Below are 18,108 nucleotides of genomic sequence, written 5' to 3' on the forward strand. Positions count from 1 at the left end.
GATGGTAGTGTGGGGTCTCCCCATGCGAGAGTAGGTCATCGTCAGGCACTTATTCCGAGAAAACCCCGAGTTCACTGAACTCGGGGTTTTTTCATGTCTGGACCTCGGAAGGGCCAGTCGGCCTTGCCGACGCTAGCGATATGGTCGTCGGCCGGGGGTGAGGCAATGGAGAGGGTCAGAGCTTGGGAGTCGGGAGTCCGCCGATAGATGATAACGAGGTGGGTGTTACGATTTCCGGGTCCTGCCCCCATCCGCTAGAATGTCTCATTTCCCGTCAGGGGCATTAGCATGACCATCGGTGACCTGATCCGACTGCTGAGCGATGGCGAGTTTCATTCCGGCGAGCAACTGGGGGTGCAGCTGGGCGTGTCGCGTGCGGCAGTATGGAAGCAGCTGCAGAAACTGGAGTCCCTGGGCATTCCCATGGAAGCGGTGAAGGGGCAAGGCTATCGCCTGGTCGAGCGCCTGGAGCTGCTCGATGGGAGCGCCATCGTGTCAGGCCTCTCGCGGGAGGCTCGCCCACATCTCACGCAGCTGTTCGTCGAGGAGACCCTGCCATCCAGCAATGCCTACCTGCGCGAGCGCTTCGCCCAGGGGGCAGGACATGGTGAGGTATGTCTGGTGGAGCAGCAGAGCGAGGGGCGAGGCCGTCGGGGTCGTGCCTGGGTGACGCCCTGGGGCCGCACCCTGATGCTCTCTATCGGTTGGCGGGTAGAGGCCGGTGTGGCGTCCCTCGAGGGGTTGAGCCTGGCGCTGGGGGTGGCTCTCGCCAGAGTGCTGGAGCGTCACGGGGCCAGGCCTCAGCTCAAATGGCCTAATGACGTCTTGCTGGAGGGCCGTGACGGCTCGCTCGGCAAACTGGCGGGAATTCTGGTCGAGATCAGTGGTGATGCCGCCGGTCCCTGCGAGGTAGTCGTCGGTATGGGTATTAATGTCGATCTGCCCCTGGTGTTTCGTGAGAGCATCGACCAGGACGTCGCCGCGGTCCATGATCAGGCGCCGGGGCTCTCGCGCAATGGCCTGGCTGTGGAATTGCTGGATGAACTGCTGCCGCTGCTGGCGAACTTCGAGCAACAGGGTTTCGCCGCCTGGAAAGATGACTGGAACGCCCGACATGCCTACGCTGGCTGCGAGGTGGACATCCTTCAGCGGGGAGATCGCGAGACGGCGGTCGCCGGGGACGTTGATAGTGCCGGTAACCTCTGGGTACGACAGGGAGAGCGGCAGTTGCGACTTGCCGGCGGCGAAATCAGCGTGCGGAGACGGGCATGATCCTGGATCTGGATATCGGCAACACCCTGTCGAAGTGGCGACTCAAGGATGCCGACAGCAGCGAGATTCGCTCTCGAGGGGCGGTCTGGACTCGAGAGGAGTGGAGGCCGGGTGCCGATATCCCCGATCTCGACGTGGTTGAGGCGGTGCGCATCTCAAGCGTGGCACGCAAGGCGGTACTGGAGGAAACGGTGGGGTTGTTGCGCCGGCGGGTCGGCACCGTCCATGTGGCCCGTCCTGCCCATGAGGCCCTGGGTGTCTCCAATGGCTACGAGGAACCCGGCAAGCTCGGTGTGGATCGCTGGATGGGCGTCTTGGCGGGCTACCAGCTGGCGGGAGGCTGTTGTGCGGTGGATTGCGGCAGCGCCATTACCATCGACTTCGTGCTGCCCGGCGGGCGGCATCTCGGGGGCTATATTATCCCTGGGCTACGCCTGATGAAGGAGAGCCTCAAGCTGGGCACTCGCAACGTGGCCATCGATCCGGACAGCGAGGCCGAAGAGCTGCTCGAGCCGGGAAGGCGCACCGTCGAGGCGGTCAATCATGGCATCTATATGGCGGCGGTCAGCGCGGTCAATCGCATCTACAGCGAGGTGTGCGACCAGCAGGATGTTGCGCTGCCGATGCTGATGACCGGCGGTGACGCCCGGGTGGTGTCGCGGGGCATCCAGGTGCCCCATGCGGTCTGGCCGGACATGGTCTACGGCGGACTCGAGGCCTGCTTCCCGTTGACGGCGTCGGAGCGGGCGGGGCGCTTGTCTGGGGCGCCTCGAGTGCCTTCTCCAGTTGCGATGGAAAAGATACGTGCCGCGCTTGCATTCTCGATGCTGCTTTGACAGAATGCGCCGCGTTCCGGCGGTGAAAGGCGTCACGCCCGATCAAGATGCTGAGAAAACAGAGACTTGACACCGGAATCAAAGGCGGTAGAATACATCGCCAGTTGGAGGGGTTCCCGAGTGGCCAAAGGGAGCAGACTGTAAATCTGCCGCGAAAGCTTCGAAGGTTCGAATCCTTCCCCCTCCACCAGGTTCAGCTGCACCCGACGCGTCGGGTGCGAGCAGCAAGAGTGGATCGGCGGGCATAGTTCAATGGTAGAACCTCAGCCTTCCAAGCTGATGATGCGGGTTCGATCCCCGCTGCCCGCTCCAGGTATCGGTCGATGATACCAGCGTTTGTGCTCATGTAGCTCAGGGGTAGAGCACACCCTTGGTAAGGGTGAGGTCGACGGTTCAAATCCGTCCATGAGCTCCATGTCGAGAAGGCGAGCCACGGCTCGCCTTTTCTTTTTCTGCCCTTGGCGATGTTGTGTCGCAGGGGGGTTGTCAGGCGGAAAGGGTTTGGCTATCATAGCGCCCGCTGTCGTGAAGGCTGCCTGCAAAGGGCGGTCACGGAAGCAGATACAGGCCAGTAGCTCAATTGGCAGAGCAGCGGTCTCCAAAACCGCAGGTTGGGGGTTCGATTCCCTCCTGGCCTGCCAGTCTTCCCCAGGCTGGTGATATTTCATATACTTTAATGTTTCGATTGCCGTACCCTGAGGAGTCCCGTTTTCATGAAGCATAACGCCGAGGTGCAGGAGTCGCGCCACGACGGACTCAAGTGGGCGGTTATCGTCACTTTGCTGGTCCTTGCCGTGGTCGGCAATACCTATTTTGCGGATCAGGCACTTCTCTATCGTGTGCTCGGTGTCGTCGTGCTCAGTGCGGCGGCGGCACTGGTGGCGCTGACCACGACCAAGGGTCGTGATCTGCTTGAGCTCGCCAGGAGTGCGAAGAAGGAAATTCAGCGCGTCGTATGGCCGACACGCCCCGAGACCGTGCAGACCACCGCCATCGTGCTGGTGGCCGTGCTGGTGGTCGGGTTGATGCTGTGGCTGATCGACACCCTTCTTGGCTGGGCGATGTCCGGCGTCATCGGTTAGGAGTTTTCATGTCCAAGCGTTGGTATGTCATCCACGCCTACTCCGGCTTCGAGAAGCATGTCATGCGCTCGCTCACCGAGCGCGTGAAGATGTACGGCATGGAGGATCGCTTCGGCGAGATCCTGGTGCCGACCGAAGAAGTCGTCGAGGTGCGTGACGGCAAGCGTCGCAAGAGCGAGCGCAAGTTCTATCCCGGCTACGTGCTGGTCGAGATGGAGATGGATGACGAGACCTGGCACCTGGTCAATGAGACACCGCGCGTCATGGGTTTCATCGGCGGAACCAAGGAAAAGCCTGCGCCCATCTCCCAGCGTGAAGCGGACGCAATCCTCAGTCGGGTGAAGGACGGTACCGAGAAGCCGCGGCCCAAGACGCTGTTCGAGCCGGGCCAGTCGGTTCGCGTTGTCGACGGGCCCTTCGCAGACTTCAACGGGGTCGTCGAGGAGGTCAACTATGACAAGAGCCGCGTTCAGGTCAGTGTATTGATCTTCGGGCGTTCCACGCCTGTCGAGCTGGAGTTTGCCCAGGTCGAGAAGGAGTAAGCCTCCGACCTCACTGTTTTCGTGACGGCCGCCTGCGGGTGGTCGTGTAACCCGGGGAGCCGAAAGGCGCTACTACCCAACTGGAGTCCATCATGGCCAAGAAAGTACAGGCTTACATCAAGCTGCAGGTGGCAGCTGGCAAGGCCAACCCGAGTCCCCCCGTGGGCCCCGCGCTGGGTCAGCACGGTGTCAACATCATGGAGTTCTGCAAGGCGTTCAACGCCGCGACCCAGGACATCGAGCCGGGTCTGCCGACGCCCGTGGTCATCACCGTCTATTCCGACCGCAGCTTCACCTTCATCACCAAGACCCCGCCCGCGGCGGTCCTGCTGAAGAAGGCGGCTGGCATCAAGTCCGGCTCCGGCGAGCCGAACAAGAACAAGGTCGGTACGGTGACCCGCGAGCAGCTCGAGGAAATCGCCAAGACCAAGGAGCCGGATCTGACGGCTGCCGACCTCGACGCCGCGGTGCGTACCATTGCCGGTAGCGCCCGCAGCATGGGCCTGAACGTGGAGGGTCTCTGATCATGGCCAAGCTTACCAAGCGCGCACAGCAGATTCGCGAGAAGGTTGACGCCAACAAGGCCTACTCCCTCGACGAGGCCGTGGCCCTGCTCTCTGAGCTGTCCACCGTCAAGTTCAAGGAGTCCCTGGACGTCGCCATCAACCTGGGCGTCGACCCGCGGAAATCCGACCAGGTCGTGCGTGGCGCCACCGTCATGCCCAACGGTACCGGCAAGGACGTGCGTGTCGCCGTCTTTACCCAGGGTGCCAACGCCGATGCTGCCAAGGAAGCCGGTGCCGACATCGTCGGCATGGACGACCTGGCCGAGCAGGTCAAGAAGGGCCAGCTCGACTTCGACGTGGTCATCGCCTCGCCGGACGCCATGCGCGTCGTCGGCCAGCTGGGTCAGATCCTCGGTCCGCGCGGCCTGATGCCGAACCCCAAGGTCGGCACCGTAACTGCTGACGTCGCCACCGCGGTCAAGAATGCCAAGGCCGGTCAGGTGCGCTTCCGTACCGACAAGAACGGCATCATTCATACTACTCTTGGCAAGGTCGACTTCGATGCTGCCGCCATCCAGGGCAACCTGGAGGCGCTGGTCGCCGACCTCAAGAAGCTCAAGCCGAGCACGTCCAAGGGTATCTATCTGAAGAAGGTCACCCTGTCCACGACCATGGGGCCGGGTCTGACCATCGATCATTCCGCCCTGGCCTGATAGGGCGACGATCGAGACGATTGCAGGAACTTTGCGGTCCCCATGCCGGGCTATCCTCGCCGGCGGGGCACCGTCAAAGACCGCAGGTGCCGCTCCTCTCCGGAAGAGCAGCTTAATCTTCCCCCGGGAAGGCCTGCGCAGATGGTGTTGCCGCCAGATTTCTGGTGAGCACCATCACCCAGGACTCCCGACCTCCGGTCGGGAGAGATGGTAACCACCGGAATCCTCATGCGAGGTTCCGGCACGAAGGAGTGATCACTGTGCCACTAGCACTCGAAGGCAAGAAGGCAATCGTTGCCGAGGTCAGTGAAGCGGCCAAGGATGCGCTCTCCGTCGTAGTTGCCGACTCTCGTGGCGTCGCGGTCAGCGCGATGACCGACCTGCGCAAGCAGGCCCGCGAGAATGGCGTGCAGATCCGTGTTGTCCGCAACACCCTGGCACGCCGCGCCCTGTCCGGAACTCCCTGGGAGATTCTGGACGAGACCTTCTCCGGTCCGACCATGCTGGCCTTCTCCTATGAGCATCCGGGTGCTGCCGCCCGTCTGTTCAAGGAGTTCGCCAAGGGTCAGAAGGAGTTTGAGGTCAAGGCGCTGGCCTACGAAGGTGAGCTGATCCCGGCAAGCGACATCGACCGTCTGGCAACTCTGCCGACTTACGATGAGGCGATCGCCAAGCTGATGTCCGTCATGAAGGAAGCTTCTGCCGGCAAGCTGGTCCGTACCCTCGCTGCGCTGCGTGACCAGAAGCAGCAAGAGGCCGCCTGAACGGCGAACTCCTGCTCTCAGCCTGAATCGAACATTGAATCCCCGAGCCATCGCGATGCCGAGGCTCCCGCAAAGTTAGGAATCTAGACAATGGCACTGACCAAAGAAGACATCATCAACGCCGTCGCCGACATGTCCGTGATGGAAGTGGCAGAGCTGATCGAGGCCATGGAAGAGAAGTTCGGTGTCTCTGCTGCCGCTGCCGTCGTGGCCGGCCCGGGTGGCGGTGAAGCCGCTGCCGAGGAAGAGCAGACCGAATTCGACCTGGTGCTGACCGGCGCTGGCGACAAGAAGGTCAACGTGATCAAGGCCGTCCGCGAGATCACGGGCCTGGGCCTGAAGGAAGCCAAGGGTGCCGTCGACGGCGCTCCGGCAACCATCAAGGAAGCCATGTCCAAGGACGACGCCGAAGCAGCGAAGAAGAAGCTGGAAGAAGCCGGCGCGAGCGTGGAGCTCAAGTAACCCTTGTGCCCATGGCTTCACGCGCTGCGTAAGCTTCCACGGCTGGTGGCGGGTCACCCGCTGCCGGCCTTTTTCTGTTGTCACTAGACGGTTGCCCTCGGGCCACCGCTAGCCGAATTTCGACGGCGAGCCTCCTGATGGAAGCTTGCCGTCAGCGCCTGACGGAGCCGCGTACCCGTCGGGTGACGCCGACACGCATCGGTCACCCATGGTGAACAAGCTGGGGAATACAGATGGCTTACTCATACACTGAGAAAAAACGCATCCGCAAGGATTTCGGCAAACTGCCCCAAGTGATGGATGTGCCTTACCTGCTGGCCATCCAGCTTGATTCCTACTACGAGTTTCTCCAGCAGGATCGCTCACCCGAAGAACGCCTGGAGATCGGCCTGCACGCCGCCTTCAAGTCGGTCTTCCCGATCGCGAGCTTCTCTGGCAATGCCGCCCTGGAGTATGTCAGCTACCGTTTCGGCACGCCGGCCTTCGATGTCAAGGAGTGCCAGCTGCGTGGCGTCACCTATTCGGCCCCCCTGCGCGTCAAGGTCCGCCTGATCATCTACGACAAGGAGTCGTCCAACAAGGCGATCAAGGACATCAAGGAGCAGGAAGTCTACATGGGGGAGATCCCCCTGATGACCGAGAACGGTACCTTCGTCATCAATGGTACCGAGCGGGTCATCGTCTCCCAGTTGCACCGTTCGCCCGGCGTGTTCTTCGACCACGACAAGGGCAAGAGTCACTCGTCCGGCAAACTGCTCTACTCTGCCCGCGTGATTCCCTACCGCGGTTCCTGGCTCGACTTCGAGTTCGATCCCAAGGACAGCGTCTTCGTGCGCATCGACCGTCGTCGCAAGCTGCCCGCCTCGGTGCTGCTGCGCGCCCTGGGGATGAGTGCCGAGGAGATCCTTGGCGAGTTCTTCGACATCAGCACCTTTCACATCGAGAAGGAAGGTTTTGCCGTCGAGCTGGTGCCGTCACGCCTGCGTGGAGAGACCGCCACTTTCGACATCAAGGATGGTGACGGCAACGTCATCGTCGAGGAGGGGCGTCGGGTCACCCAGAAGCATATCCGCCAGCTGGAGAAGGCCGGCCTCGAGCGCCTCGACGTGCCGATGGACTACCTGTTCGGCAAGACCCTGGCCAAGGATCAGGTCGACCCGAACACCGGTGAACTGATCTGCCCCTGCAACACCGAGGTCACTCCGGAACTGCTGGAGAAGATCGGCCAGGCCGGCATCACCACCCTCGAGACCCTCTATACCAACGATCTCGACTGTGGTCCCTTCATCTCCGATACCCTCAAGCTGGATACCACCGGGTCCCGCCTCGAGGCGCTGGTCGAGATCTACCGCATGATGCGTCCCGGCGAGCCGCCCACCAAGGAGGCCGCCGAGACACTGTTCAACAACCTGTTCTTCAGCGAGGACCGCTACGACCTGTCGGGCGTCGGTCGCATGAAGTTCAACCGCCGCCTGCGTCGTGACAGCGACACCGGCTCTGGCGTTCTCGACAAGCGCGACATCCTCGATGTGCTCAGCGAGATGATCGCCATCCGCAACGGCTTCGGCGACGTCGACGACATCGACCACCTGGGCAACCGCCGCATCCGCTGCGTCGGTGAGATGGCCGAGAATCAGTTCCGTGTTGGCCTGGTGCGCGTCGAGCGCGCCGTCAAGGAGCGCCTCTCCATGGCCGAGAGCGAAGGCCTGATGCCCCAGGACCTGATCAACGCCAAGCCGGTCGCGGCGGCGGTCAAGGAGTTCTTCGGGTCCAGCCAGCTCTCGCAGTTCATGGACCAGAACAACCCGCTCTCCGAGGTCACCCACAAGCGTCGTGTCTCCGCGCTCGGCCCGGGCGGCCTGACCCGCGAGCGGGCCGGTTTCGAGGTGCGCGACGTTCACGCCACCCACTACGGCCGCCTCTGCCCGATCGAGACGCCGGAAGGCCCGAACATCGGCCTGATCAACTCGCTGGCCACCTACAGTCACACCAACAGCTATGGCTTCCTCGAGACGCCATATCGCAAGGTAGTGGATGCTCAGGTGACCGACGACGTGGTGCACCTCTCGGCTATTGAAGAGGGTGACTTCGTCATCGCCCAGGCGTCCGCGACGGTGGACGAGTCAGGCAAGCTGGTCGACGACCTGGTGCAGGTACGCCATCGTGGCGAAACCACCTTCATGCGCCCCGAGCAGGTGACCCTGATGGACGTGTCGCCGCGCCAGGTAGTCTCCGTGGCGGCGGCACTGATCCCGTTCCTCGAGCACGATGACGCCAACCGCGCCCTGATGGGGGCGAACATGCAGCGCCAGGCGGTGCCGACCCTGCGCGCCGACAAGCCTCTGGTGGGCACCGGCATGGAGCGCTTCGTGGCCCGCGATTCCGGTGTCTGCGAGGTGGCTCGTCGTGGCGGGCTGATCGACTCGGTCGACGCCAAGCGCATCGTGGTGCGGGTCAGCGAGGACGAGATCATCGGCGGCGAAGCCGGCGTCGACATCTACAACCTGACCAAGTACCTGCGTTCGAACCAGAATACCTGCCAGAACCAGCGCCCGATCGTGCGTCCCGGTGACCGGGTGAGTCGCGGCGACATCCTGGCCGATGGTCCCTCCGTGGACATGGGCGACCTGGCCCTGGGCCAGAACATGCGCATCGCCTTCATGCCCTGGAACGGCTACAACTTCGAGGACTCCATCCTGCTCTCCGAGCGGGCGGTCCAGGAAGATCGCTTCACCACCATCCACATCCAGGAGCTGACCTGCGTCTCCCGCGACACCAAGCTGGGGTCGGAGGAGATCACCTCCGACATCCCCAACGTCGGCGAGTCGGCGCTGGGCAAGCTGGACGAGGCCGGTGTGGTCTACATCGGGGCCGAGGTGGGCGCCGGTGATATCCTGGTCGGCAAGGTCACTCCCAAGGGCGAGACCCAGCTGACGCCGGAAGAGAAGCTGCTGCGCGCGATCTTCGGCGAGAAGGCCTCCGACGTGAAGGATACCTCCCTGCGTGCCCCCACCGGCATGAAGGGAACCGTCATCGACGTCCAGGTCTTCACTCGTGACGGCGTGGAGAAGGATTCCCGTGCGCTTTCCATCGAGCAGATGCAGCTCGACGAGGTCCGCAAGGACCTCCAGGAGACCTACCGCATCGCCGAGGACGCCACCTTCGAGCGCCTGAAGCGCACCCTCTCCGGTCAGGCCGTCAATGGCGGCCCTAAGTTGAAGAAGGGCGACGTGCTCTCCGACAGCTACCTCGAGGAGCTGCCGCGTCAGCAGTGGTTCAAGCTGCGCATGCAGGACGAGACGTTCAACGAGTTGCTGGCCCAGGCCGACGAACAGCTCGAGAACCGTCGCAAGGAGATGGACGAGCGGTTCGAGGACAAGAAGCGCAAGCTCACCCAGGGCGACGACCTGGCGCCGGGCGTGCTGAAGATCGTCAAAGTCTACCTGGCGATCAAGCGCCGCCTGCAGCCGGGCGACAAGATGGCCGGCCGTCACGGCAACAAGGGCGTCATCTCGGCGATCATGCCCATCGAGGACATGCCCTTCGACGACAACGGCGAGCCCATCGATGTGGTCCTCAATCCGCTGGGCGTTCCGTCGCGGATGAACGTCGGTCAGATCCTCGAGACTCACCTGGGCATGGCGGCCCGTGGTCTAGGGGTCAAGATCGAGCACATGTTACGCGACGCCCGCGAGCAGCAGGTCGGCCAGATTCGCGACTTCCTGGGGCAGGTCTACAACTCCACCCAGGGGACCCGCGTCGAGGATCTCGACTCGCTCTCCGATGAAGAGGTGATCGCCTTGGCGAAGAACCTCAAGGGTGGCGTGCCGATGTCAACGCCGGTGTTCGATGGCGCCCAGGAGGGCGAGATCAAGCACCTGCTGCGCCTCGCCGACCTGCCGGACTCCGGCCAGATGGCGCTGTATGACGGGCGTACCGGCGATGCCTTCGACCGTCCGGTGACGGTGGGTTACATGTACATGCTCAAGCTCAACCACCTGGTGGATGACAAGATGCATGCGCGTTCCACCGGGTCCTATTCGCTGGTCACCCAGCAGCCGCTGGGCGGCAAGGCGCAGTTCGGGGGTCAGCGTTTCGGGGAGATGGAGGTCTGGGCCCTGGAGGCCTACGGCGCGGCCTACACGCTCCAGGAGATGCTCACCGTCAAGTCCGACGACGTGGAGGGTCGCACCAAGATGTACAAGAGCATCGTGGACGGCGACCACACCATGCAGGCGGGCATGCCGGAATCCTTCAATGTGCTGGTGAAGGAAATCCGCTCGCTGGGCATCGATATCGAGCTGGAAAGCTGAGGCTGCACCGCCTGCGCTTCACAGAATGACGGTCCGCGGGGGCGGCAACGCCCCCGCCCATGACAACTCCGCAACGGAGCCGACCCCATGAAAGATTTGGTGAAAGTCCTCAAATCGCAGTCGCAGTCCGAAGAGTTCGACGCGATCAAGATCACGCTGGCGTCGCCGGACATGATTCGCAGCTGGTCCTACGGCGAGGTCAAGAAGCCGGAGACCATCAACTACCGCACCTTCAAGCCGGAGCGGGATGGCCTGTTCTGCGCCAAGATCTTTGGCCCGGTGAAGGACTACGAGTGCCTGTGCGGCAAGTACAAGCGCATGAAGCACCGCGGCATCATCTGCGAGAAGTGCGGCGTCGAGGTGACCAAGGCCGCGGTGCGCCGCGAGCGCATGGGCCACATCGAACTGGCGAGCCCGGTCGCGCACATCTGGTTCCTCAAGTCGCTGCCGTCACGCATCGGCATGTTCCTGGACATGACGCTGCGTGACATCGAGCGGGTGCTCTACTTCGAGAGCTTCATGGTCATCGATCCTGGCATGACCACCCTCGAGCGGGGACAGCTGCTCAACGACGAGCAGTACTTCGAGGCCCTCGAGGAGTTCGGTGACGACTTCGACGCCCGCATGGGTGCCGAGGCGGTCCAGGCGCTGCTCAAGGACATCGACCTCGAAGAGGAGATCGGCCGCCTGCGTGAGGAGATCCCGCAGACCAACTCCGAGACCAAGATCAAGAAGCTCTCCAAGCGCCTCAAGCTGCTGGAGGCCTTTCAGGGCTCGGGCAACGACCCGGCGTGGATGGTCATGGAGGTGCTGCCGGTCCTGCCGCCGGATCTGCGTCCGCTGGTGCCGCTGGATGGCGGCCGCTTCGCGACCTCCGATCTCAACGACCTCTACCGTCGCGTGATAAACCGCAACAATCGCCTCAAGCGGCTGCTGGACCTCAATGCGCCGGACATCATCGTGCGCAACGAGAAGCGCATGCTGCAGGAATCGGTGGATGCGCTGCTCGATAACGGCCGTCGCGGCCGGGCCATCACCGGCTCCAACAAGCGTCCGCTGAAGTCGCTCGCCGATATGATCAAGGGCAAGCAGGGGCGTTTCCGCCAGAACCTGCTCGGCAAGCGCGTAGACTACTCCGGCCGTTCGGTGATCACCGTCGGCCCGACCCTGCGCCTGCACCAGTGCGGCCTGCCGAAGAAGATGGCGCTGGAGCTGTTCAAGCCGTTCATCTACTCCAAGCTGCAGTCCCTGGGCTATGCCTCCACCATCAAGGCCGCCAAGAAGATGGTCGAGCGCGAGCTGCCGGAGGTGTGGGACATCCTCGCCGACGTCATCCGCGAGCATCCCGTGCTGCTTAACCGCGCCCCGACCCTGCACCGCCTCGGCATCCAGGCCTTCGAGCCGCTGCTGATCGAGGGCAAGGCGATCCAGCTGCACCCGCTGGTGTGTGCCGCCTACAACGCCGACTTCGACGGTGACCAGATGGCGGTGCACGTGCCGCTGACCCTGGAAGCCCAGCTCGAGGCCCGCGCGCTGATGATGGCCACCAACAACGTGCTGTCACCGGCCAACGGCGAGCCGATCATCGTGCCGTCCCAGGACGTGGTACTGGGTCTGTACTACATGACCCGCGAGCGTATCAACGACAAGGGCGAGGGCATGGTGTTCTCCGGCCTCGACGAGGTGGAGCGCGCCTTCGGCACTCAGAGCGTGTCGATGCATGCCCGCGTCAAGGTTCGCCTGGACGAGGTCGAGTTCGACGAGGAGACCGGCGAGCAGAGCCACCACCGTCGCATCTACGACACCACCGTCGGTCGGGCGCTGCTGTTCCGCATCCTCCCCGATGGCGTGCCCTTCGAGCTGGTCGATCAGCCGATGAAGAAGAAGGCGATCTCCAAGCTGATCAACGAGGTGTATCGCCGCGCCGGTCTCAAGCCGGCGGTGATCTTCGCCGACCAGCTGATGTACACAGGCTTCCGCATGGCCACCTGGTCCGGTGCCTCCATCGGCGTCAACGACTTCGTCATCCCGGACGAGAAGGCCGAGATCGTCGATGCGGCCGAGGACGAGGTGAAGGAGATCGAGGACCAGTTCTCCTCCGGTCTCGTCACCGCCGGCGAGAAGTACAACAAGGTCATCGACATCTGGGCCCGGGCCAACGACCAGGTCGCCAAGGCGATGATGGCCGGTATCTCCAAGGAGACCGTGGTGGACCGCGACGGCAAGGAGGTCGAGCAAGACTCCTTCAACAGCGTCTTCATCATGGCCGACTCCGGCGCCCGGGGTAGTGCCGCCCAGATCCGCCAGCTGGCGGGCATGCGTGGCCTGATGGCCAAGCCGGACGGCTCGATCATCGAGACACCCATCGTCGCGAACTTCCGCGAGGGCCTGAACGTCCTCCAGTACTTCATCTCGACCCACGGCGCGCGCAAGGGCCTGGCAGACACGGCACTCAAGACCGCCAACTCCGGTTACCTGACCCGCCGCCTGGTCGACGTGGCCCAGGACATGGTCATCACCGAGCCGGATTGCGGCACCGACAAGGGCCTGACCCTGCATCCGGTGATCGAGGGCGGCGACATCATCGTCTCCCTGGCTCAGCGCGTGCTGGGCCGAGTGGTCGCCCAGGACGTGGTCGACCCGGCCAGCGAGGACGTGCTGATTCCGCGTGGCACCCTGCTTGACGAGGCCTGGTGTGCCGAGCTCGACACCATGGGCGTCGACGAGATCGTGGTCCGCTCGACCATCACCTGCCAGACCGCCCACGGCGTCTGCTCCTCCTGTTATGGACGTGACCTTGCGCGCGGCCACCAGGTGAATATCGGCGAGTCCGTGGGCGTCATCGCCGCCCAGTCCATCGGCGAGCCGGGCACCCAGCTGACCATGCGGACCTTCCACATCGGCGGTGCGGCCTCCCGTGCCTCCGCAGTGGACAGCGTCCAGGTCAAGCACGGCGGCAAGGTGCGCCTGCACAACATCAAGCACGTCGAACGCAGCGACGGCAAGCTGGTGGTGGTCTCCCGTTCCAGTGCCCTGGCCGTCGCCGACGACCATGGTCGCGAGCGCGAGTATTACAAGCTGCCTTACGGGGCCGAGCTGGACGTCCGCGACGGCGACAGCGTCGAGGCCGGCCAAGCCGTGGCCAAGTGGGACCCGCACACTCACCCGATCATCGCCGAGGCCGAGGGCCAGGTGCAGTACGCCGACCTCGACGAGGGTGTCACCATGCACCGCAGCGTGGACGAGATGACCGGTCTCTCCTCCATCGAGGTGATCGAGTCGGCGGCACGCCCCATGGCGGGCCGCGACAAGCGACCGCTGATCATGCTCACCGATGCGGCCGGCAAGGCGGTCACCGTCACCGGTTCGGACACTCCGGTGCAGTACCCGCTGCCCGGCAAGGCCATCATCACCGCCGACAACGGCGCCGACATTGGCGTCGGTGAGGTAGTGGCCCGCATCCCGGTAGAAGCCACCGGCAACAAGGACATCACCGGCGGTCTGCCGCGGGTCGCCGACCTGTTCGAGGCGCGCAAGCCGAAGGAGCCGGCTATCCTCGCCGAAATCAGCGGCGTGATCAGCTTCGGCAAGGAGACCAAGGGCAAGCGGCGCCTGACGATCACCCCGGAAGACGGTGATCCCTTCGAGATGCTGATCCCGAAGTGGCGCCAGATCGCGGTGTTCGAGGGCGAGTCGGTCGAGAAGGGTGAAGTGATCTCGGACGGCCCGAGCAACCCTCACGACATCCTTCGTCTGCTGGGTATCGCCGAGTTGGCCAAGTACATCACCACCGAGGTGCAGGATGTCTACCGCCTGCAGGGCGTTGGCATCAACGACAAGCACATCGAGGTGATCGTGCGTCAGATGCTGCGCAAGGTGGAGATCACCGATGCCGGCGACAGCGACTTCATCCCGGGCGACCAGGCCGAGCTGGTCCGCGTGCTCGAGCAGAACGCCCTGCTGGAGCCGGAGGACAAGTTCCCGGCGAAGTACCAGCGGCTGCTGCTGGGTATCACCAAGGCCAGCCTTGCCACCGAGTCGTTCATCTCCGCGGCCTCCTTCCAGGAGACCACGCGTGTGCTGACCGAGGCGGCGGTGACCGGCAAGCGTGACTACCTGCGTGGCCTGAAGGAGAACGTGGTGGTGGGTCGCCTGATCCCGGCGGGTACCGGCCTCACTCATCACGCGGAGCGTCGCCGCAAGCGTGAAGACGCCGAGCGGATGCTCCACCCGTCGGCCTACGACGTCGAGCAGGAGCTGGGCGCCCAGCTCACCGCGCTGGATTCGGACGACGACGAGATCTGACGCTCGCGTCCCGCCCTGCGCCTTCCCCGGGAAGGCGCAGGGCTTGACGACGCGCCGTGTCAGCCATTAGAATGCGCAGCCTTTAACAGTGGGGCGGGTGCGCCCGCACCCGCTGAGAAAGGCAAGGCAACCCATTGGAGTCAGCTACACACCATGGCAACGATCAATCAGCTCGTGCGCAAGCCGCGCAAGCGTCAGGCCGCCAAGAGCGACGTGCCTGCGCTTCAGGCCTGCCCGCAAAAGCGCGGTGTCTGCACCCGCGTCTACACCACTACCCCGAAGAAGCCGAACTCTGCACTGCGTAAGGTGTGCCGTGTTCGCCTGACCAACGGCTTCGAGGTCTCCTCGTACATCGGTGGTGAAGGCCACAACCTTCAGGAGCACTCCGTGGTCCTGATTCGCGGCGGTCGTGTAAAGGACCTTCCCGGTGTGCGTTATCACACCGTGCGTGGCGCCCTGGATACCTCCGGCGTGCAGAACCGCAAGCAGGGCCGTTCCAAGTACGGCACCAAGCGTCCGAAGGTCTGATCGGCCTCGAACGCTGCAGTCACATATTTTGATCACGGTCTGATAAGAGTAAGGTCGAGCACGGTCTGTCGTCTCACGAGAGATCGGGCGTCTCGGGTTTACCTGAAGGATCCTTTAATGAGGGCTTATCATGCCTAGAAGAAGAGTTGCGGCCAAGCGCGACATCCTGCCGGATCCCAAGTTCGGAAGTGAGCGCCTGGCGAAGTTCATGAACCACCTGATGATCAGCGGCAAGAAGTCCGTAGCTGAGCGCATCGTCTACGGTGCGCTGGACAAGGTTGCCGAGCGTAGCAAGGAAGAGCCGCTGGAGATCTTCGACAAGGCGCTGGAAACCATCCAGCCCATGGTCGAGGTCAAGTCCCGCCGTGTCGGCGGTGCGACCTATCAGGTGCCGGTGGAAGTTCGCCCATCACGTCGTCAGGCCCTGGCCATGCGCTGGCTGGTCGACGCGGCCCGTCGCCGTGGCGAGAAGACCATGGTGCAGCGCCTCGCTGGTGAGATGCTCGACGCCGCCGAAGGCAAGGGCTCGGCCGTCAAGAAGCGTGAAGACGTGCATCGCATGGCAGAAGCCAACAAGGCCTTCTCTCACTACCGCTTCTAAGTGCGTCGTTTCCAACGCATCGCCAACCAACGGGGAGTTCCAACGTGGCTCGCAAGACTCCGCTAAAGCGTTATCGCAACATTGGTATCGTTGCACACGTCGACGCCGGCAAGACCACCACTACCGAGCGCGTCCTGTTCTATACCGGCCTGTCCCACAAGGTCGGTGAGGTCCATGAGGGCGCTGCCACCATGGACTGGATGGAGCAGGAGCAGGAGCGTGGTATCACCATCACCTCCGCGGCGACCACCTGCTTCTGGCAGGGCATGAACAAGCAGTTCGATGAGCACCGCATCAACATCATCGATACGCCGGGGCACGTCGATTTCACCATCGAGGTAGAGCGTTCCCTGCGTGTGCTCGACGGTGCCGTCGTGGTGCTGTGTGGCTCCTCCGGTGTCCAGCCGCAGACCGAGACGGTCTGGCGTCAGGCCAACAAGTACGAAGTTCCACGCATGGTCTTCGTCAACAAGATGGACCGGGTAGGCGCCGACTTCTTCATGGTGGTCGACCAGCTCAAGTCTCGTCTCGGCGCCAACGCCGTGCCAATCCAGATCAACTGGGGCACCGAGGACGAATTCAAGGGCGTCATCGACCTCATTCAGATGAAGGCGATCCTCTGGGACGAGGACAACTTCGGGATGAATTACGACCTGGTGGATATCCCGGCCGAGCTACAGGAGACCGCCGAGAAATTCCGCGAGGAGATGGTCGAGTCCGCCGCCGAGGCCTCCGAAGAGCTGATGGAGAAGTACCTCGAAGAGGGTGAGCTCTCCATCGAGGAGATCAAGGCCGGCCTGCGTCGTCGTACCCTCGACAACGAGATCGTCCTGGTCACCTGTGGCTCGGCGTTCAAGAACAAGGGCGTGCAGGCCGTGCTGGATGGCGTCATCGAGTACATGCCTTCACCCACCGAGGTCAAGGCCATCGAGGGTGAGCTGGACGACAAGGATGGCACCATCGCCACCCGTGAGGCGGACGACAGTGCGCCCTTCGCCGCCCTGGCCTTCAAGATCGCCACCGACCCGTTCGTGGGCACCCTGACCTTCATCCGCGTCTACTCGGGCGTGCTCAAGTCCGGGGACAGCATCTTCAACTCCGTCAAGGAGAAGAAGGAGCGCGTCGGTCGTATCGTCCAGATGCACGCCAACTCCCGCGAGGAGATCAAGGAAGTGCTGGCCGGCGACATCGCCGCCTGCATCGGCCTGAAGGACGTCACCACCGGCGACACACTGTGCGATCTGAACGACAAGATCGTGCTGGAGCGCATGGAGTTTCCGGATCCGGTCATCTCTGTAGCCGTGGAGCCGAAGTCCAAGGCCGATCAGGAGAAGATGGGTGTCGCACTGGGCAAGCTGGCCCAGGAAGACCCCTCCTTCCAGGTGCGCTCCGATGAGGAGACCGGCCAGACCATCATCTCCGGCATGGGCGAGCTTCACCTCGACATCCTCGTCGACCGCATGCGCCGCGAGTTCAAGGTCGATGCCAACATCGGCAAGCCGCAGGTGGCCTATCGCGAGACCATTCGTCACAAGGTCGAGCAGGAAGGCAAGTTCGTTCGTCAGTCCGGTGGCCGCGGCCAGTACGGTCATGTGCATCTGCGCATCGAGCCGTTGACCGCCGAGGACAAGGGCGACGACGAGGAAATGCACTTCAAGTTCGCCTCGGAGATCGTTGGCGGCGTGGTTCCCAAGGAATACGTGCCGGCCGTCGAGAAAGGGGCCTACGAGCAGCTGCAGAACGGTGTCATCGCGGGTTACCCGATGATTGACGTCAAGGTCACGCTGTTCGACGGTTCCTACCATGACGTGGACTCGAACGAGACCGCGTTCAAGGTGGCCTCTTCCATGGCGGTAAAGGAAGGTGCCCGTAAGGCGAAGGCCGTGCTCCTGGAGCCGGTGATGAAGGTCGAGGTCGTGACCCCCGAGGAGTTCATGGGTGATGTCATGGGCGATCTGAACCGCCGTCGTGGCCTCGTCCAGGGCATGGATGACTCCTCCATGGGCAAGGTCATCCGCGCCACGGTACCACTGGCTGAGATGTTCGGTTATGCGACCGACCTGCGCTCTCAGACCCAGGGCCGAGCAAGCTACGTCATGGAGTTTGCGAACTACGAAGAGGCGCCGTCCAGCGTCGTTGAAGCCGTCATCAACCAGAACGGTTAACCGTTAGCTAACGTAAAGA

Annotated in this window: 13 protein-coding genes and 4 tRNA genes; all 17 read left to right on the top strand. The window is 63.1% G+C overall.

The window, feature by feature from the left end:
• The first annotated feature begins 288 nt into the window (after positions 1 to 288).
• The 17 genes from ABE960_RS14105 (at position 289) to fusA (ending at position 18,089) form a co-directional block, all read left to right on the top strand.
• Entirely contained in the window at positions 289 to 1,272 is a 984-nt protein-coding gene (locus ABE960_RS14105; protein ID WP_349762942.1) for a biotin--[acetyl-CoA-carboxylase] ligase, read from the top strand.
• Entirely contained in the window at positions 1,269 to 2,108 is an 840-nt protein-coding gene (locus tag ABE960_RS14110) for a type III pantothenate kinase (RefSeq protein WP_349762943.1), read from the top strand. Before ABE960_RS14105 ends, ABE960_RS14110 begins: the two co-directional genes overlap by 4 nt.
• A gap of 106 nt (positions 2,109 to 2,214) precedes the next feature.
• Positions 2,215 to 2,298: transfer RNA gene (locus tag ABE960_RS14115), tRNA-Tyr, on the top strand.
• A 48-nt stretch (positions 2,299 to 2,346) separates the two neighbouring features.
• Positions 2,347 to 2,420, top strand: a tRNA-Gly gene (locus ABE960_RS14120).
• A gap of 28 nt (positions 2,421 to 2,448) precedes the next feature.
• Positions 2,449 to 2,523 (top strand) — tRNA-Thr (locus ABE960_RS14125).
• 150 nt (positions 2,524 to 2,673) lie between these two features.
• Positions 2,674 to 2,749 (top strand) — tRNA-Trp (locus ABE960_RS14130).
• A 72-nt stretch (positions 2,750 to 2,821) separates the two neighbouring features.
• Complete coding sequence (gene secE / locus ABE960_RS14135) at positions 2,822 to 3,190, top strand: preprotein translocase subunit SecE (RefSeq protein WP_349762944.1); 369 nt, start codon at positions 2,822 to 2,824, stop codon at positions 3,188 to 3,190.
• An 8-nt stretch (positions 3,191 to 3,198) separates the two neighbouring features.
• On the top strand, positions 3,199 to 3,732 hold the full coding sequence (nusG, locus tag ABE960_RS14140) for a transcription termination/antitermination protein NusG (RefSeq protein ID WP_349762945.1): 534 nt from the start codon (positions 3,199 to 3,201) through the stop codon (positions 3,730 to 3,732).
• A 92-nt stretch (positions 3,733 to 3,824) separates the two neighbouring features.
• Positions 3,825 to 4,256 carry a 50S ribosomal protein L11 gene (rplK, locus tag ABE960_RS14145; protein WP_089714436.1) on the top strand — a complete coding sequence of 144 codons (432 nt, stop codon included), beginning with the start codon at positions 3,825 to 3,827 and terminating at the stop codon, positions 4,254 to 4,256.
• Positions 4,257 to 4,258: 2 nt separating this feature from the next.
• Complete coding sequence (gene rplA, locus ABE960_RS14150) at positions 4,259 to 4,951, top strand: 50S ribosomal protein L1 (protein WP_349762946.1); 693 nt, start codon at positions 4,259 to 4,261, stop codon at positions 4,949 to 4,951.
• Between the two features lie 260 nt (positions 4,952 to 5,211).
• On the top strand, positions 5,212 to 5,715 hold the full coding sequence (gene rplJ / locus ABE960_RS14155; protein WP_349762947.1) for a 50S ribosomal protein L10: 504 nt from the start codon (positions 5,212 to 5,214) through the stop codon (positions 5,713 to 5,715).
• Positions 5,716 to 5,805: 90 nt separating this feature from the next.
• Complete coding sequence (gene rplL, locus ABE960_RS14160; RefSeq protein WP_349762948.1) at positions 5,806 to 6,177, top strand: 50S ribosomal protein L7/L12; 372 nt, start codon at positions 5,806 to 5,808, stop codon at positions 6,175 to 6,177.
• A 233-nt stretch (positions 6,178 to 6,410) separates the two neighbouring features.
• Positions 6,411 to 10,490 carry a DNA-directed RNA polymerase subunit beta gene (gene rpoB, locus ABE960_RS14165; protein ID WP_349762949.1) on the top strand — a complete coding sequence of 1,360 codons (4,080 nt, stop codon included), beginning with the start codon at positions 6,411 to 6,413 and terminating at the stop codon, positions 10,488 to 10,490.
• A gap of 87 nt (positions 10,491 to 10,577) precedes the next feature.
• Positions 10,578 to 14,795 carry a DNA-directed RNA polymerase subunit beta' gene (rpoC, locus tag ABE960_RS14170; protein ID WP_349762950.1) on the top strand — a complete coding sequence of 1,406 codons (4,218 nt, stop codon included), beginning with the start codon at positions 10,578 to 10,580 and terminating at the stop codon, positions 14,793 to 14,795.
• 153 nt (positions 14,796 to 14,948) lie between these two features.
• On the top strand, positions 14,949 to 15,323 hold the full coding sequence (gene rpsL / locus ABE960_RS14175) for a 30S ribosomal protein S12 (RefSeq protein WP_089714423.1): 375 nt from the start codon (positions 14,949 to 14,951) through the stop codon (positions 15,321 to 15,323).
• Between the two features lie 130 nt (positions 15,324 to 15,453).
• Complete coding sequence (rpsG, locus tag ABE960_RS14180) at positions 15,454 to 15,924, top strand: 30S ribosomal protein S7 (RefSeq protein WP_349762951.1); 471 nt, start codon at positions 15,454 to 15,456, stop codon at positions 15,922 to 15,924.
• A 44-nt stretch (positions 15,925 to 15,968) separates the two neighbouring features.
• The gene (gene fusA, locus ABE960_RS14185; protein ID WP_349762952.1) at positions 15,969 to 18,089 is read left to right on the top strand and encodes an elongation factor G; all 2,121 of its coding nucleotides are present in this window, start codon (positions 15,969 to 15,971) and stop codon (positions 18,087 to 18,089) included.
• Positions 18,090 to 18,108 lie beyond the last annotated feature (19 nt).

It is taken from the genome of Halomonas aquatica, assembly GCF_040196335.1.
In the GTDB taxonomy this organism is placed as follows: Bacteria; Pseudomonadota; Gammaproteobacteria; order Pseudomonadales; family Halomonadaceae; genus Halomonas; species Halomonas aquatica.

Coding starts and splice junctions, on each gene's coding strand:
- rplA (WP_349762946.1), top strand. CDS start 4,259: ATGGCCAAGCTTACCAAGCGCGCACAGCAGATTCGCGAGAAGGTTGAC.
- rplK (WP_089714436.1), top strand. CDS start 3,825: ATGGCCAAGAAAGTACAGGCTTACATCAAGCTGCAGGTGGCAGCTGGC.
- rpoC (WP_349762950.1), top strand. CDS start 10,578: ATGAAAGATTTGGTGAAAGTCCTCAAATCGCAGTCGCAGTCCGAAGAG.
- rplL (WP_349762948.1), top strand. CDS start 5,806: ATGGCACTGACCAAAGAAGACATCATCAACGCCGTCGCCGACATGTCC.
- rpsL (WP_089714423.1), top strand. CDS start 14,949: ATGGCAACGATCAATCAGCTCGTGCGCAAGCCGCGCAAGCGTCAGGCC.
- secE (WP_349762944.1), top strand. CDS start 2,822: ATGAAGCATAACGCCGAGGTGCAGGAGTCGCGCCACGACGGACTCAAG.
- ABE960_RS14110 (WP_349762943.1), top strand. CDS start 1,269: ATGATCCTGGATCTGGATATCGGCAACACCCTGTCGAAGTGGCGACTC.
- rpsG (WP_349762951.1), top strand. CDS start 15,454: ATGCCTAGAAGAAGAGTTGCGGCCAAGCGCGACATCCTGCCGGATCCC.
- rpoB (WP_349762949.1), top strand. CDS start 6,411: ATGGCTTACTCATACACTGAGAAAAAACGCATCCGCAAGGATTTCGGC.
- ABE960_RS14105 (WP_349762942.1), top strand. CDS start 289: ATGACCATCGGTGACCTGATCCGACTGCTGAGCGATGGCGAGTTTCAT.
- nusG (WP_349762945.1), top strand. CDS start 3,199: ATGTCCAAGCGTTGGTATGTCATCCACGCCTACTCCGGCTTCGAGAAG.